15 protein-coding genes and 1 pseudogene are annotated in these 15,915 nt (G+C 70.6%); 12 read left to right on the top strand and 4 right to left on the bottom strand.

The window, feature by feature from the left end; all coding sequences use genetic code 11:
• Positions 1-1,194 precede the first annotated feature (1,194 nt).
• A complete protein-coding gene (locus tag Rai3103_RS14570) occupies positions 1,195-1,989 on the bottom strand; it encodes a glutamine amidotransferase (protein WP_228488952.1) in 795 nt (264 codons plus the stop codon).
• Between the two features lie 260 nt (positions 1,990-2,249).
• Between Rai3103_RS14570 and Rai3103_RS14575 the strand changes: the two genes are divergently transcribed.
• The 5 genes from Rai3103_RS14575 to Rai3103_RS14595 all read left to right on the top strand — a co-directional run bounded on the left by Rai3103_RS14575 (position 2,250) and on the right by Rai3103_RS14595 (position 7,720).
• Entirely contained in the window at positions 2,250-2,861 is a 612-nt protein-coding gene (locus Rai3103_RS14575; protein ID WP_153573183.1) for a hypothetical protein, read from the top strand.
• The gene (locus tag Rai3103_RS14580; protein ID WP_153573184.1) at positions 2,858-3,955 is read left to right on the top strand and encodes a hypothetical protein; all 1,098 of its coding nucleotides are present in this window, start codon (positions 2,858-2,860) and stop codon (positions 3,953-3,955) included. Before Rai3103_RS14575 ends, Rai3103_RS14580 begins: the two co-directional genes overlap by 4 nt.
• A gap of 73 nt (positions 3,956-4,028) precedes the next feature.
• Positions 4,029-5,726 carry a glutamine--tRNA ligase/YqeY domain fusion protein gene (locus Rai3103_RS14585; protein ID WP_153573185.1) on the top strand — a complete coding sequence of 566 codons (1,698 nt, stop codon included), beginning with the start codon at positions 4,029-4,031 and terminating at the stop codon, positions 5,724-5,726.
• Positions 5,727-5,866: 140 nt separating this feature from the next.
• Complete coding sequence (locus tag Rai3103_RS14590) at positions 5,867-6,916, top strand: zinc-dependent alcohol dehydrogenase family protein (RefSeq protein WP_153573186.1); 1,050 nt, start codon at positions 5,867-5,869, stop codon at positions 6,914-6,916.
• A 144-nt stretch (positions 6,917-7,060) separates the two neighbouring features.
• Positions 7,061-7,720, top strand: a complete 660-nt coding sequence (locus Rai3103_RS14595) for a hypothetical protein (RefSeq protein WP_153573187.1) — start codon at positions 7,061-7,063, stop codon at positions 7,718-7,720.
• 35 nt (positions 7,721-7,755) lie between these two features.
• Here the strand turns inward: Rai3103_RS14595 and Rai3103_RS14600 are convergent, their stop codons facing one another.
• Positions 7,756-8,211 (bottom strand): DUF309 domain-containing protein, encoded by a 456-nt coding sequence (locus tag Rai3103_RS14600; RefSeq protein ID WP_194793164.1) that lies wholly within the window; start codon positions 8,209-8,211, stop codon positions 7,756-7,758.
• A 69-nt stretch (positions 8,212-8,280) separates the two neighbouring features.
• Here Rai3103_RS14600 and Rai3103_RS17070 point away from each other — a divergent pair, with 69 nt between their 5' ends.
• From Rai3103_RS17070 to Rai3103_RS18820, 7 genes and pseudogenes are all read left to right on the top strand, one after another.
• A complete protein-coding gene (locus tag Rai3103_RS17070; protein WP_194793165.1) occupies positions 8,281-9,618 on the top strand; it encodes an HlyD family secretion protein in 1,338 nt (445 codons plus the stop codon).
• A gap of 1 nt (position 9,619) precedes the next feature.
• The gene (locus tag Rai3103_RS17075; protein WP_194793166.1) at positions 9,620-10,411 is read left to right on the top strand and encodes an HlyD family secretion protein; all 792 of its coding nucleotides are present in this window, start codon (positions 9,620-9,622) and stop codon (positions 10,409-10,411) included.
• A complete protein-coding gene (locus Rai3103_RS14615) occupies positions 10,408-11,613 on the top strand; it encodes an ABC transporter ATP-binding protein (protein WP_153573190.1) in 1,206 nt (401 codons plus the stop codon). The genes Rai3103_RS17075 and Rai3103_RS14615 overlap by 4 nt, the downstream gene beginning before the upstream one ends.
• The gene (locus Rai3103_RS14620) at positions 11,610-12,755 is read left to right on the top strand and encodes an ABC transporter permease (protein WP_153573191.1); all 1,146 of its coding nucleotides are present in this window, start codon (positions 11,610-11,612) and stop codon (positions 12,753-12,755) included. Before Rai3103_RS14615 ends, Rai3103_RS14620 begins: the two co-directional genes overlap by 4 nt.
• Positions 12,752-14,143 (top strand): ABC transporter permease, encoded by a 1,392-nt coding sequence (locus tag Rai3103_RS17995; RefSeq protein WP_239022357.1) that lies wholly within the window; start codon positions 12,752-12,754, stop codon positions 14,141-14,143. Before Rai3103_RS14620 ends, Rai3103_RS17995 begins: the two co-directional genes overlap by 4 nt.
• Positions 14,052-14,363, top strand: a pseudogene (locus Rai3103_RS18815) (ATP-binding cassette domain-containing protein); the annotation flags it as partial. The gene Rai3103_RS17995 and the pseudogene Rai3103_RS18815, both read left to right, overlap by 92 nt.
• A 3-nt stretch (positions 14,364-14,366) precedes the next feature.
• On the top strand, positions 14,367-14,843 hold the full coding sequence (locus Rai3103_RS18820; RefSeq protein WP_338420114.1) for an AAA family ATPase: 477 nt from the start codon (positions 14,367-14,369) through the stop codon (positions 14,841-14,843).
• Positions 14,844-14,900: 57 nt separating this feature from the next.
• Here the strand turns inward: Rai3103_RS18820 and Rai3103_RS14635 are convergent, their stop codons facing one another.
• Both Rai3103_RS14635 and arfB read right to left on the bottom strand, forming a co-directional pair.
• On the bottom strand, positions 14,901-15,344 hold the full coding sequence (locus Rai3103_RS14635) for an aromatic ring-opening dioxygenase LigA (RefSeq protein WP_153573194.1): 444 nt from the start codon (positions 15,342-15,344) through the stop codon (positions 14,901-14,903).
• Between the two features lie 94 nt (positions 15,345-15,438).
• Entirely contained in the window at positions 15,439-15,891 is a 453-nt protein-coding gene (gene arfB, locus Rai3103_RS14640) for an alternative ribosome rescue aminoacyl-tRNA hydrolase ArfB (RefSeq protein WP_153573195.1), read from the bottom strand.
• Positions 15,892-15,915: the final 24 nt, after the last annotated feature.

A 15,915-nucleotide genomic window follows, 5' to 3' on the forward strand; every position in this document is an offset into this window, starting at 1 on the left:
TGGCTCAGGGACCATCGCCCGCTATCGGAGGACATGTGGACATCACGCTGGTCATCCTCGCCGTGCTGGCGGCCGTTCTCGTGATCGGCGCCGTCTCCTGGATCACCATGGTGGTGCATCGGGCCCGGGTCACTGCGGCGGCCCGCCGCTCGCTGCCGCTGGGGGAGCGCACCACGACGGCGGCCCAGGTGCTCTGGGACGCCCGGGAACTGACGGAGTCCCCCCACGTGCGGGCGATCGCCGCCCGTACGGTGACCTCGCGCGACGAGGCGGTGCTCACCGTCCAGGAAACGATGGTCGCCCTCCCGCCGGCCCACCGCGAGGATGCCAGGCGCCAGCAGGAACTGCTGCTCACTGCTCGCGCCGCTCGCGCCTCGGCGGTGCAGGCGTGTGAGCAGGCTCGCGGAGGCAACTCGCGTGCCCTGGCCTCGGGTGTTTCCGAGGGTCTCCTCACCGGCCTGTCCGGAAAGGCGCTCCCCGGCCATCCGCTGATCGCCGGAGCGCTCGAGTCGGCGCCGTACGACAGCAACGCCATCGCCACGGCGACGAGCCAGGCCATCGATCGATTCCTCGGCAAGGTGCCTGGCCTCTCGTCCTTCGCTGTCGACGCGAAGTCCATCGCCGGGAGCGTGGGCTCCCGGCTGGGATCGGTCGCGCGCGACCTGCTGGGCACGTTCGGCGTCACGCCCGGCCTCACGGCGGGCGCGAGTCCTGAGGGCATCCGGCTGCTGGCGGCGATGGACGATCTCGGCCAGCAGGTCTCACCGGCCTACCTCCACCAACTGGTGGAGCGCAGCGACGAGGCGGTCGAGCATGTCACCGCGTGCCTGGGGCGTTTCGAACGCGAGTTCCGGCCGGTGTCGCGTGGGGAACGCTGGCGGCGTGCCTATTGGCCGACGGTCGGGGACGTGGTCGCCCAGGAGGCATTGACCGTGGGACGGCGGGCCCTGGTCGAGGAGAACGAGAACCACCGAGCCTTGGTCGAGGCGGTCCGGTCGCTGGAGGCGGCCGAGGCGAAGGTTCGGGGCACCGCGTGGGCGCTGGTGCAGCGCGATGTCCCCCGGGCGCCTTCGTCGGGCCCGACCTCTCCCCGTACGCCGGTCGCCTGGAGGCCTACCTCGCCGAATCGGGCCGGCGCCGCCCCTGGTGATCCGCCCGTTGCGCCACGTCCGCAGCAGGGCGAGGCTGCGAGCCTCAGTCCCGGGCGTAGAGCCGGAAGAAGTTGCGGAGCAGCCGTGGGGGGTGCGGGACCGCCGAGCGGCGTGCGACGGCTTTCAGCTCCTCCGTCTCGTGCGGTGCGAAGTAGCCGTGGTGCTTGTACTCCTCGATCCGACGCGACAGACCGTCCGCGTCCAGCTCGGGGTGGAACTGCGTCGCGTACAGGTTCTTCTTGATCCGGAACATCTGCACCGGGCAGGGATCCGAGGTGGCCAGCAGGACCGCACCGGAAGGGAGCTCCCTGACAGCCTCCTTGTGCCCGACGAAGGCGTCGAACCGGGTCGGGAGCCCGGCGCAGAGGGGATCCTTGCGTCCGGCCAGGGTGAGTTCGACACTGACCGGCCCCACCGGCTCGGCGAACGTACGATCCACCACCGCGCCCTCGTGGGTGCCGAGCGTTCCGATCCCGTAGCAGGCGCCGAGGAAGGGGAAGTCCTGCTCGACGACCAGGTCGAGGACCCGGGCCAGCTCGGCTTCCACCTCCAGCTGCACCGCGGATTTGGTCTCGACCGGATCGGAGGAGTTGAACGGGCTGCCGCCCAGCAGGATCCCCGACCAGGCATCCAGGTCGAGCTCACCGATGGGTTCCCGGTCGACCCGCAGCCGGACGACCTGGCCGGGCTGGAGCCCGCCATGACGGACGACGGCCGCGAACTCGTCGTCGGCGATGGCATCCTCGGCCCGGGTGGCCAGCAGGAGGAAGGGGCGCATGTCGTTAGTCTGCCCGGTCACCGGGCCGTCGGGCAGCCGGCACCATCTGTTGGCACGCACCCGTGGCCGCTCGTCCTCGGGAGTCGACGTGGGGGAGCCGACCGCGCTGGAGCCGACCACTGCTGTCGGCCACCACCCCGGTTCGGTACGACCGACCGGTCAGTACGATACAAAGGTGTCGCCCGTGGCGGGCGTACGGAACGGCGGGAGACAAGGGGACGGCCATCGAGACGCTGACCGCGATCCTCTCCCACACCACGGCGGGCTGGCTCGAGGCGCTCCGCCTGCACCTCGACCTCGCCCAGGCCTCCGCAGGACCCGTGGGCCACACCGCGGCGATCCTGGTCGCCGTCGGGGCGTGCGCCTCGATCCTGGTGGGACGCTCGGTCGTGCTCGCGGTGAATCGGATGCGGCGTGGCGGCCTGGTCTTCGTGATGATCCTCAACTTCGTCACCCTCGTCCTGACCTATGCCGTCCTCGGCCTGCTGGTCTGGGTGGCCGGCACCCTCCTGATCCGCGTCCAGGTGCCGGCCGAGCAGGTCGCCTGGGCCGTCCTGTGGGCCTGCTCACCGCTCGTGCTCGGCTTCGCCATCGCCATCCCCGTGCTCGGCTCAGCGATCGACCGGGCGCTGACCCTCTGGTCCTTGCTGATCCTGTGGAGCATCATCCGCGACCTCTACGCGACGACCCTGCTGCACAGTGGCGGCATCGCCCTCGGCGCGTTCCTTGTCGTATGGCTGCTGTCCGGGATCTACCTCCCCCTCCTCGCCCGGGCCCGCGACCATATCTGGCGACGCGCCACCGGACGGCCGCTGTACGACTCGGCCCGCTATGTACTGGACCAGGCGAGCATCGAGGGCAGCGAGGCCAGTCTCGGCGGGAGCGACTGGCTCGCCGAGCCACACCGACGCCGGAACGGCGAGCGCCCATGATCGGGTACGCGCTGCTGGGCGGTCTGATGCTGCTGCTGTTCTTCGCGGTGCTGGCCCCGACCGAGTCGATGCGCTGGTGGGCCACCCAGAGTCGTGCCGAGGCGGAGCGCCGCGCGGAGCGCGTCCATGACCTGATCGCCGCGGAGCGGGGCGGCAAGGACTCGCGGACGAGTTACATCGTCTACATCTCCGGCGTGGGCGCCTTCGAACCGGAGGCGAGCCTCGCGGGGGAACGCCCACTCCTCGACGCGGTCAGGGCCAGGCTCAGCGGGATCGGCCTGGTGAGCCAGATCTATCCCTACTCGATGACGAACCAGGGGCTGTTGGAGGCGCGGCTCAGCAGTTGGTGGTGGCGGATCGTCCAGCGCCACACCGACGGGGGCCCGATGGCGCCCCTGGCCCGGATCATCATCAACGCGCGCAACGCGCTGCAGGTGGGCGTCTCGCTCGACCGCCGGTACGGCCCGCTGTACTCGCTGGGAATCGCGAACGTGATCTGGGACGAGCTGCTCGACGCCGGCTACCACCCCGCCGACAAGCGCCCGATCGTGCTGCTGTCATGGAGCGGCGGTGCGCAGATCGCGCTCGGTGCGAGCTGGTACCTCGCCGCCACAGGGGCACCGGTGCACCTGCTGTCGGTCGGCGGCTTCATGGATGCCGACCCCGGCCTCGACAAGCTCACCCACCTGTGGCACTTCAAGGGCAGCCGGGACTGGGTACAGGGCGTGGCGGCCGTGGTCTTCCCCGGACGCTGGTCCGTCAATCGGCAGAGTTCGTGGAACCGTGCTGTTGCCGAGGGCCGGGTCACCGTCCGCAGCATCGGACCACTGAAGCACCTCGGGCGCGGCAGTTACCTGTCGAACGGCACCACGTTGCCGGACGGTCGGACCGGACGCGAGATCACCGTGCAGACCATCTGCACCACACTCGTCGAGGCGGGCCTGGCCGAGTGGCGCCGCCCCGGCACCCCGGTGCCCCCGGTCAAGCCCCCGGCCCGCGAGCCGCACCCCCGCCAGCAGTCTCCGTCGCCGGCCCGCAGGACCCGCGAGATCCGCGGCAGGACCCGCGAGATCCGCGGCAGGACGCCCTCCTAGAGGGCTTTCGGCCGCTCCGGCCGCCGCCCCCGGGGGCGGGGGCGGACGGGCCCGTCATGGTAGTTTTGCCGCCATGACCTCCCCCGAGCCCGTCGTTCCCGCCAGCGATTTCGTCCGCGACACCGTACGGCGCGACAACGAGCAGGGGACGTACGGCAGCCGGGTGCAGACCCGCTTCCCGCCGGAGCCCAACGGCTACCTCCACATCGGGCACGCGAAGGCGATCACCGTCGACTTCGGGGTAGCGGAGGACTTCGGCGGCACCTGCAAGCTCCGGTTCGACGACACCAATCCGGAGACCGAGGACGAGGAGTTCGTCCAGTCCATCATCGATGACATCCGCTGGCTCGGATACACCCCCGATGACATCGTCTACGCCTCGGACTACTTCGAGCAGCTGTACGCGTGGGCGGAGCTGATGGTCGAGCGGGGACTGGCCTACGTCGACGAGCAGGACAGCGAGACCATCTCCGCGCAGCGCGGCGGCTACGGACAGCCCGGCGTGGAGAGCCCCTTCCGCGACACCGCACCGGAGGACAACCTGGCCAAGCTGCGGGCCATGCGTGCGGGGGAGTTCGCCGACGGGTCGCGGGTGCTGCGGGCGAAGATCGACATGCAGCACGAGAACATGCAGCTGCGTGACCCGATCATGTACCGCATCCGTCGCGGCCACCACCACCGGACCGGCGACGCCTGGTGCATCTACCCCACGTACGACTGGGCCCACGGCCAGAGCGACGCGATCGAGGGCGTGACGCACTCGCTGTGCACCCTGGAGTTCGAGTCCCACCGACCGCTCTACAACTGGTTCCTCGAGCAGCTGCCGCTGCCCGGTGACACCCCCAAGCAGTTGGAGTTCGCCCGCCTCGAGCTCACCCACACGGTGACGTCCAAGCGGCGCCTGGCGAAGCTCGTGCACGAGGGCTTGGTCGAGGGCTGGGACGATCCGCGGATGCCCACTATCAGCGGGCTGCGGCGACGCGGCTACCCGGCCGCCGCCATCCGCGATTTCTGCCGCTACGTCGGGGTGAACCGGACCAACAGCCGACCCAGCATCGAGTTGCTGGAGTCGTTCGTTCGGAGGGAACTCAACCGGACCGCCCAGCGCCGGATGGCCGTCATCCGGCCACTCAAGCTGGTCATCACGAACTGGCCGACCTCCGCGGACGGCAGCCCCGTCGTCGAGCACTTCTCGGTGGTGAACAACCCCGAGAACGAGGCGGACGGCTCCCGTGAGGTGGCCTTCAGCGGCGAGCTCTACATCGAGCGCGACGACTTCGCGGAGGTCCCCCCGCCCAAGTACTTCCGGCTGTCGCCGGGTCGCGAGGTGCGGCTCCGGGGTGCCTATTTCGTCACCGCCACCGATGTCGTGAAGGACGCCGAGGGCAACGTCGTCGAGGTGCACTGCACGTACGATCCGCAGACCCGGGGCGGTACCGCCCCGGACGGCCGCAAGGTGAAGTCGACGATGCACTGGGTCTCGGCGCAGCATGCCGTTGACGCGACGGCCGTCCTCTACGATCGGCTGTTCTCCACCGAGGCACCCGGCGCGGCGACCGGTGAACCGCTGGACGATCTCAACGCCGATTCCCGGGAACTGCTGAGCGGCTGCAAGGTCGAGGCGGCACTGGCCGAGACCGTCCCCGGCACCGTGGTCCAGTTCGAGCGTCTGGGCTACTTCGCCCACGACCCGCGGACGCCGATGCTGTTCCACCGCACGGTCGGGCTCAAGGACGAGTGGGCTGCCATCCAGAAGCGCCAGGGCAAGTGAGCCTCGGACTGTCTTCCTGAGAGTCCGGTGAGACCTTCCCACAGGCTTCACCAATAACCCCCTGGGGTATCGGTGCGCGGTCTAGAGTGACGTCATCGCCGGCGATCGGCGCCGGCGTCTCTCGCAAAGGAGCGGGGACGATGAAGGCTCTGGTGTACCACGGTCCGAATGTGAAGGCGTGGGAGGACGTCCCCGACCCCAGCATCCAGGAGCCGACGGACTGCATCGTCAAGGTCGAGGCCACGACCATCTGTGGCACCGATCTGCACATCATGAAGGGCGACGTCCCGGCCGTCACCGACGGCCGCATCCTCGGTCACGAGGGCGTCGGAACGATCACCGAGGTCGGCACCGCCGTCGGCAACTTCGCCGTCGGTGACCGCGTCATCATCTCCTGCATCACCAGCTGCGGGACCTGCAGTTACTGCCGCAAGGGCCTGCCCAGCCACTGCCAGACCGTCGGGGGGATCGGGTGGATCCTCGGGCACCTGATCGACGGCACCCAGGCCGAGTACGTCCGGATCCCCTTCGCGGACACCTCGCTCTACCACCTGCCCGAAGGCGTCAGCGACGAGCAGGCACTCTTCGTCTCCGACATCGTCCCCACGGGCTACGAGATCGGTGTCCGCGACGGCGGGGTCAAGCCGGGCGACGTGGTCGCGGTCATCGGTACGGGCCCGGTGGGGCTGTCGGCCATCATGACCGCGGGCCTGCACGGAGCCTCCCGGGTGATCGCCGTCGACCTGGACGACAACCGCCTGGAGCTGGCCGGTCGTGAGTTCGGCGCCACCCACACCGTCAACTCCGGGTCTCCCGACTGGGCCGACCAGGTGCGGGCGCTGACCGACGGACTCGGGGTGGACGTGGCGATCGAGGCGGTCGGCCTCCCGGCCACCTTCGCGGCCGCTCTGTCGGTCGTCCGGCCCGGCGGCCAGGTCGCCAACGTCGGTGTGCACGGCAAATCTGTCGAGCTGCCGATCCAGGACAAGTGGATCGACAACATCCGCATCTCCATGGGCCTGGTGAACGCGGTGACCGGCGACATGCTCCTGAAGATGATCGCCGAGGGCAAGCTCCCGGTCGACAAGCTGGCCACGCACCGGTTCTCCCTGGCGGAGATCGACGAGGCGTACGAGACCTTCGGCAACGCGGCGCGGACGAAGGCGCTCAAGGTGGTGATGACCGCCTGAGGGAGGGTTTCCCCACCTCAGGGGCCCGACGGGCGGGACCCGGCCGATCGGTGAATGGTCATGCCCGGTTCCGCCCACGGCCTCCGGAGGCGCACGATCCGCCGGCACGCCCCGAGCGGGAATCCATGAGCACAGGGGAGCGAGATGTCTGCACGATCATTGATCCGCTGGAGTGGGTTCGCCTGGATCATGGCCGGTGTCCTGTTCGTGCTGGCCACGGTTGTCCACCCCTCCACGGAAACGCCCCAGACGATCCTGTCCCAGTCATCCCGCCTGATTGCCGGGCACTGGTTGTCCACCTTCAGCCTGGCGTTCCTCTTGCTGGGGCTGCCGGGCCTGTACGTCACCTGCTCCGGCCGGTCAGGACGGCTGGGTCTGACCGGTTTCCTGCTGGCCTTCCTCGGAGCCGTCCTCTTCGCCGTGTCGAACGATTACGGATTCACGGCGCCGGTACTGGCACGAGCCGACCCACGGCTCCTGCAGGAGGTGAACGCCTATCCACCGGTGGCCATCATGAACGCGTTGTTCGTCGCGACCTTCGTCCCGGGCTTCGTCATACTCGGCATCGCGGTCGAGCGCTCGCACGTCTTTCCGCGCAGGGTGGGAGTCCTGTTGGCCGTCGGTGTGCCGCTGTACCTGGTCTGCAGCCTGCTGAGCCTGCTGGTCCTCCGGTCGCTGTGGATCGCCGTCAGCCTCAGCGCCGTGGTCGTCGGTCTCGGATGGGTGGCAGCCGGTCACACGCTCTGGTCGGGCCACGGGCCGACCGTCGTCGGGCCCGCTGGTGCAGCGAGGACCATGCCGTAAAAGGGCCTTCCCGCTCCGCCACTCCATCGACGTGGTCAGTCGCGGATCCGTGGGACCGGCACGTCGCCGTCCGGATCGGCGACCAGCGCGTGGGACCAGCTCACGAGTGCGGTGACGTCGATCCCGTACGGCGCCATCGACGCGTACGGCTCGAGGCGCTGGGCGGCCCGGGAGGCCACCGACCGCGCGCCACGCAGGTTCCCGCGCCGTTGATGGGTGAGGGCCACGGCGAGTTGCGCCAGCCCCTGCCACAATCCGCGCCAGGGGTCGTCGGCCGCTTTCCACTGGTCCTCGAGCACCTCGTGGGCCTGGAAGGGCAGGCCCCGGTCCAGGTAGTCCTGGGCGTCCTCGAGGGCCTCGAACGGCGTACGCGTCCGCTGCGGCACCCGCTCGGCGACATCCTCGAGGCCTCGCGCGAGGGGGCGGCCGAGGGCGTCCCTCGGACGGGCGTTCACCGGTCGTCCGGAGGCATCACGATCGCGCATCGTCATGGATCCAGTGTCCCATCCGAAATCAGCGTTCCCCTTGCGGAGACCTCCGGCCGCGAGGACGCTTGTCCCGTGGTCAGGACGGGCGTACGCGCGGGGCTGGTGGGAGCGCTGGCGCCCCTCCTGGCGGCGTGCACGTCGCCCGCCCCCACCTTGGCGGGGACCGTCGAGGTGGGCGTGGTGAGCGTCGTCGCACCCGCGCTTCCCCCCGTGCGGGCGGGCGCCCCCACCATCCCCTCGGCGGGCGCCGGTCCGTCGACAGGATCGACCGCCCCGACCACCGCAGCGAGCCCCTCCGCTGACTCCGCCTCCGGCACCGCCATCGGGACGAGCGCGGGCGCAACGGTCACGCCGGTGCGCGTCGTGCAGGTCGTCAGCACCGGTGACAGGGTGGCGGCCGGCGACACCGTGGCCCGCCTCGACGACGCCCTCCCGGCGGCGTCCCTGGCGCTCGCGCGGTCCGATGCGGCGGTGGCCCGGTCCCGGATCACCATGCTCGAGTCACGCCGTAACGATGCCGCGGTGACCCGCGATGATCTGGCAACTCGACGAGCGACCCTGGATGCGACGATCCGGGAGCTGACTGCCAGCCGCGACAGATTGGCCCAGCAGCTGACCCGCTTCCGCGCGATGGTCGCTGCCCAGCAGGCCCTGCTGGCCCAGCAAGCCGCCACCCGGGCGAGGGTAGGGGGTCAGGCAGCAGCGGCCACGGCGGGACCGACACCCGTGCAGCACCCGGCGAGCTCGCCGGACGGGAGTCAGGCGTCCGGTCTCCAGCCGAGTGGCAGCACGGCTGCCCCGACCTCTCCAGCCGCCCTGACGGCGGCTCTTGGCACCTTGGCGGCCACGCTGGACAAGCTGGACGCCGGGCTGGCCCGGGCCCGTAGCGCCCGCTCCCGACTCGTGGACGCCGACGCCCGGCTGGCCGACGCCGAGCACCAACTCGACAACGCCGCGGAGCTCACCCGACTCGCCGCCGATGCCAGTGACGTGGCGGTGCAACTGTCCGAGGAGGCCCTCCGCTCCGCCACCGTCACCGCTCCGGAGGCGGGCACCGTCACCCGTGCCGCGAGCGTCGGCGACGTGCTGGCCCCCGGAGCGACCCTGGTCGAGCTGCGACCGGAGGGCCCGAGCACCATCACCACTTGGGTGGCACCCGCCGCCGCGCGCGACGTCTGTGCGGGGACCAGGGCGATCGTGCGCGCCGACTGGCTGGCCGACGACCGCACGGCCACCGTCACCACGGTGGCCGACGCCCCGCAGCTGCCGCCGTCCTCATTCGCCGGGGCGGACATCCACCTCACCCGAGCGGTGCTCGTCCGGCTCTCCACGGACGGCGATGCGCTGCCCGCCGGAGCACCCCTCGACATCGTCATGGGGCAGTGCCCCACCTGGACAAAGGACCGATGACATGGCGCGCTCGCCTCGACCCCCGAAAGCCCTCATCCCGCTGGTGCTGGTCCTGGTCCTCGTCGCCGCCGGCGTCGGCGGCTGGTACTGGTGGCAGGGCCGCAGCCGGTCGACCACCACCTCCGAGGCCCTCACCGGCATCGTGGAGACCACCACCTACCAGGTGGCCGCCCTGGCCGCGGGTCGCGTCACCGAGGTGAAGGTCGCCGAGGGGGATCGCGTCGCCGAGGGCGACGTGATGGTTCGCCTGGATGACCGGACCTCGGCACTGCAGGTGACCCAAGCCGAGGCGGCGGTGACGGCCGCCAAGGCCGCGGTCCGCCAGGCGGTGGACGACAAGGTGTCGGCCGCGGATCTCGAGGCCGCCAGGGCCCGACAGACGCAGGCCGAGGCCGCCCGTTCCCTGGCCGAGGTCCAGCGGGACCAGACCACGGTCCGTGCGCCGCATGCCGGAACCGTCACGACGGTGAGCACCAACGTGGGGCAGAGCGCCGCTCCTGGACGCACGTTGGTGACTGTCGTCGACCCGACCCAGCCGTACGTGCGGATCTATCTGCCCGAACCACGTCTGGGCGAGGCCCACATCGGTCAGCAGGTCGACATCACCTCCGACATCGACGCGACGACGCGGCACGGCACCGTCACGACGATCGCGACCGACCCCGAGTTCAGCCCGCACAACATCGTCACCAAGAGCCAGCGCATCTCCCTGGTGTACGAGGTGCGGGTCCGGATCGACGACACCTCGGGCGCGCTCAAGGCCGGGCTGCCGGTGGACGTGGCCCTCCGATGACAGTCCCCCGACACGCCGGCGGAGCCCCCCGAAGGGCCGCTCCGGCGTACGCCCTGTCGAGGGCCCACGAGTCGCCCGATCCGCGGCACACGAAGGAGCCCCGCCGCTCGTACGACCCTCGGGAGGAGAGTGGGCCGCGCCGCGCCGCCGAACCACGCCGCCCCGGCGGACGACGGCGGGCTGGCGACGGGCCGGACCAGCCGGACGCTGCTCGGCCCGCAGACCTGGCCACCATCAGTGCACAGGGGCTGACCAGGAGGTTCGGCGACGTCACGGCCGTCGACGGGGTGGACCTCGAGATCGCCGCCGGGTCCGTCTTCGGCCTGCTGGGTCCCGACGGTGCGGGCAAGTCGACGTTGCTCCGCCTGCTGGCCACGGTGCTGCGTCCCGACGCCGGTGACGCGGTGGTCTGCGGCGCCTCGGTGACCCGCCGGCCGCGGGATGTCACGCCGCGGATCGGCTACATGTCGCAGCAGACGTTCATGTACCCCGACCTCAGCGTGCGGGAGAACCTCGACTTCTTCGCCACGCTGCGCGGCGTGGACGCCCGGCGCCGTAAGGAACGGGGTACCCGCCTGTTGGAGGGCATGGGCATGGGGGAGTTCGCCGGGCGGGCCTTCGGCAAGCTGTCCGGTGGGATGAAGCAGAAGTGCATGCTCGCCTCCACCCTGATGCACGAGCCCGAACTGTTGCTGCTCGACGAACCCACGACCGGTGTCGACCCGGTCTCGCGCCGGGAGTTCTGGCGGATCCTCACCGACCTGCATCGCACCGGCACCACCATCCTGGTCGCCACCCCGTACATGGACGAGGCGGAACGCTGCACCGACGTGGCGTTCATGGCCGCGGGGAGGATCACCACCCGCGGGACACCGGCAGAGATCACCTCCCGCGTCCCGGGCACCCTCTGCGAGGTCAGAGCGGGTGCGCCTCGCGAGGTGGTCGCCGCGCTGACCGGCCATCCCGGCGTACGCTCCGCCCACCTGCGGGGGGACGTCGCCCGTGTGCTGCTCGACCCCGGTCTCGACCCCGAGGCCCTCGACCCGCCGTTGGCGGCGGCCGGCGTCACCGTCACTGGCGTCACCGTCGTCCGCCCGGACATGGAGGCCGCCTTCGTGGTGCTGGCCGAGGCGGCCCGCTCACCGCGGGACGACGGCCCCGCGACAGGTGACGGCTCGAGCGGCCCGGAGCCGGGACGATGACGGGGGGCCTGACGAGGGTGGGCGCCATCACCCGCAAGGAGTTCCGGCACCTGGTGCGCGACCCACGATCGCTGGCGGTGGTCCTGTTGCTGCCGGTCATCGAACTGGTGCTGTTCGCGTACGCCATCAGCTTCGACGTGGACAACCTGCCGACGGTGGTGGTCGACCAGGACCACTCGGCGGCCAGCCAGGCGTACGTACGCACCTACAGCGCGTCCAGCTTCTTCGACGTGCAGGGGTCAGCGACCGGCCTGGCCCAGGTCGACGACCTGTTCCGGGAGAACAGGGTGCGAGCCGCTGTCGTCGTCCCGGCGGGGTTCGGCCGGGCCGTGGCCGCCGGGGAGAAGGCGCAGGTGGCCGTGCTCGTCGACGGCGCGGACGTCCAGGCGGCCCGGATCGGACAGGCCTACGCGATCGCCCTGAACGCCCGGTACGGCGCCCAGCTCACGGCCGCCTGGGCCGACCGGCAGGGCATCGCGACGACCGGGGGAATCGGGCTGCTGGAGCCACGCAGCCGCACCTGGTACAACCCCGAGCGCCGCTCCTCGCTGTTCCTGATCCCGGGTCTGGTGGTGGTGATCATCATGATCGTGACGGTCCAGCAGACGGCCACCAGCCTGGTCCGCGAGCGGGACCTGCACACCTACGAGCAGATGCAGGTCAGTCCGCTGCGTCCCGCCGAACTCCTGGTCGGCAAGATGCTGCCCTGGACGCTACTGGCCTTCCTCGACCTGTCGATCATCGTCGCGCTGGGTCTGGGCGTGTTCGGGGTTCCGCTGAGGGGCAGCGTGCTGCTGCTCGGCGTGGCGTCGGCGGTCTTCATCCTCGCCTGCCTCGCGCTGGGACTGATCGTCTCCGCGGTCAGTCCCTCGATGGAGACCGCGAACGTGCTGGCGCTGATGATCGCCTTCCTGCCGTCGTTCCTGCTCTCGGGCCTGGCGTTCCCGCTCGGCTCGATCCCGGTCTGGCTGCGCTGGCTGAGCTATGCCTTCCCCGGCCGCTACATGGTGTCGATCTCGCACGGCGTGTTCCTGCGCGGCGCCGGCTTCGCCGAGCTGTGGCAGCCGCTGGTCCAGCTCGCCGGCTACGCCCTCCTCGTCGGTACGGTGGCGACGGTCCTCTCCCGACGGAGGACCTCGTGAGCCCGGCCCGGATCCGGCTGCTGGTCTGGAAGGAGTTCAAGCAGCTGCGCCGCGACCCACTGCTGCTGCGGATCATCTTCGCCATGCCGGTGGTCCAGCTCATCATGTTCGGCTACGTGGTCGCCGCCGACGTCAACCATCTGCCCACGGCGGTGGTCGACCTTGACCACAGCGCCGTGTCGCGCCAGGTCGAGGACGCGTTCACCGCGTCGGGCTACTTCACCATCGACGCCCACCCGATGACCGAGTCAGGAGTCCGGCCCCTGATGGACAGCGCAACGATCGCGGTCGCCGTGGTGGTCCCCGAGGGCACCCAGGCCGCCCTCGACCGCGGCGAGACCGCCCCGATCGGAGTCATCGTCGACGGTGCCGACGGCCAGACTTCCGGGGTGGCACTCAGCTACGCGACCCAGATCGTCCAGCAGGTCAACGCCCGTCGCCTCGCCGGCACTGGTGTCGACACGACGACCGCCTCCGGCCTGGACGCCCGGATCCGTGTGGAGTACAACCCCTCGATCCGGGCCCTCAACAGCATGCTGCCGGGCCTCATCGGCATCATCTGCATGATCTCCATCACCGTGGTGATGAGCCAGGCCGTGGTCAAGGAACGTGAGTCCGGCACCCTGGAGCAGATGTTCGTCACCCCGATCACCCATACCGAGTACCTGGTCGGCAAGGTGATCCCGTACACCCTGGTCGCGCTCGCCCAGGCCAGCCTCGTAGCGGTGGTGGGGGTGACCTGGTTCCGCGTGCCGTTCAACGGCGACGTCGTGGCGGTGCTGGCCGTGGTGGTGGGTCTGCTGCTGTTCATGCTGACGGCCCTGGGACTCGGCCTGCTGATCTCGGTCGTCTCCCGCACCCGTCACCAGGCCCAGCAGACGGTGATGTTCCTGTTGCTGCCGGCCATGCTGCTGTCCGGCTACATCTTCCCCTTGGAGTCCATGCCGAAGGTCCTGCTGCCCGTGGCGTACGCGATCCCGCTCACCCACGTGCTGGCCGTCATGCGGGGGGCGTTCGTCCACGGCGCCGGGTTCTCCGCGCTGGCGGTCCCGCTCCTCGCGCTGGCCGGGTTCGCCGTGCTCATCTTCGGGGCGGCCCTGGTCACGGTGCGCCGCCGGCTACGGGGGCCTGATGTCCCTGTTCCGCCGCAGCCGGCCTCCTCAGCCCGTCGAGGATCCCGCCGTCGCCGTACGGGTCGACGACCTGCGCCGCGACTTCGGGTCGTTCACCGCGGTCGACGGAATCAGCTTCGCGGTCCGCCGCGGCGAGGTCTTCGGGTTCCTCGGCCCCAACGGCTCGGGCAAGACCACGACGATCAGGATCCTCACCGGTTCCTTGGCACCCAGCGGCGGGCAGGTCCGGGTGCTCGGCACCGACGTCGCGCGTGATCCGGACGCGATCCACCGCAGGATCGGGTACATGTCGCAGCGCTTCAGCCTGTTCGAGGACCTGACCGTCGAGGAGAACATGCGCTTCTACGCCGGTGTCCACGGTCTGTCCAAGGAAACGTACGCCCGACGCCGCGAGTACGTCCTCGACATGGCGGATCTGCGCGGGCGGGAAGGAGAACTCACTGCGGACCTGTCGGTCGGATGGCGCCAGCGGCTGGCCCTGGGCACCGCGACGATCCACGAACCGGAACTGCTCTTCCTCGACGAACCGACCTCCGGGGTCGATCCGGTCGCCAGACGACAGTTCTGGGACCTGCTCCACGACCTGGCCGGACGCGGGGTGACGTTGTTCGTCACCACCCACTACATGGATGAGGCGGCGAACTGCACCCGGCTCGCGTTCATGTATCGAGGGCGGATCGTCGCCGATGGGCCACCGCGCGACCTGGTCGCCGGTGGGACGGACGTCCTGGAGGTGCGGTGCGCCGACCTGGACGGTGCGGAGGACTGGCTGGACGACGCCGCCGACGTCCGCGACGTGCATCTTGCCGAGGGTGCCCTGCGCGTCACCAGCCCCGGGACCGACCCGCAGGCCCTGGCGGACCGCCTGCGGGACGCCGGTTACGGCGACGCGGTTGTCCGGGCTGTTGAGCCGACGTTGGAGGATGTGTTCGTCGGACTCGTGACGGGACGATGACCGCCCGTCCCGTGGTCGCCGGGCACGGCCCTCGGCGGAGCCGTGCCCGGCCGAGGCTCACTTCGTGGTGCGGGTGGCGCTGGCGGTCGCCCAGGCGAGGACGCCGATGCCCATCGTCAGGGCGGACACGCCGTAGGCGATCACCGAGGTGAACAGCGACGCGCGCAGCAGGTTGGCCTGCATGACGGTCTCCCGGGTCCCGGCCAGTTCCTCGGCACGCTCGGTGTCACCGGCGGCGTTGGCCTCCATCCACTCCTCGCTGATCTCGGCGAAGGTGCGGCCGCCACCCATGTGGAGCGCGTGCTTCTCGATCACCGCGGCCTGGGCGAAGGCGGTGATCGGGTCGGCGACCGGCTTGCCCTTGAACTGCGGCGAGTCGGGATGTACCTCAATCTTCTGGGCCTTGAGCTGCTCGGTGATGACGTACCAGGCGGCACCACCGGCGCTGATCAGGACGGGGCTGGCCAGTCGCAGGACCACGCGGGCAAGGGCGTTTCCCATCAGGGACTCCGATCTGCATTGGGGAGGACGAGCATCGCCAGCCTAGCCCCGGCATCCCTGTGCCCAGGCTGTGAAGGAGGCAGGCACGTCAGGCTCAGTCGTCCGTCGAGGGACGCGCGCGACCGCGTTTCACGTCTGCGCGCCGCTGCTTGGCCTCGAGCCGGCGGCGCTTCGACGCCTTGGTCGGGCGAGTGGGGCGCCGGGGTGGCGGCGGCGCGAGCAGGGCAGAGCGCAGCAGACCGGCCAGACGCTCCCGGGCCGCCTTGCGATTGCGGTACTGGGAGCGGAACTCCGCCGCATCCACCGCCACGATCGTCCCGGTGACCCGTCCCTCGAGTCGTGTGAGGGCCCGCTCCAATTGGGCCTCGGCCACGCCGAGTGCCTGAAGGTCAGCAAGGTCCAGGCCCAGTTGCACGCGTGAATCAGCGGTGTTCACCCCTTGTCCGCCTGGTCCGGAGGCGTGCGAGAAGCGTTCGCGGAGCAGGTCGCCGGGGATGACCAGGCCTCGGGGCAGGCCCGGCCCGGGCGCCACGACAAGGTCTTCCATGCGACCAGTGTCCTCCCGGCCGGA

It is taken from the genome of Raineyella fluvialis, assembly GCF_009646095.1.
GTDB lineage: Bacteria > Actinomycetota > Actinomycetes > Propionibacteriales > Propionibacteriaceae > Raineyella > Raineyella fluvialis.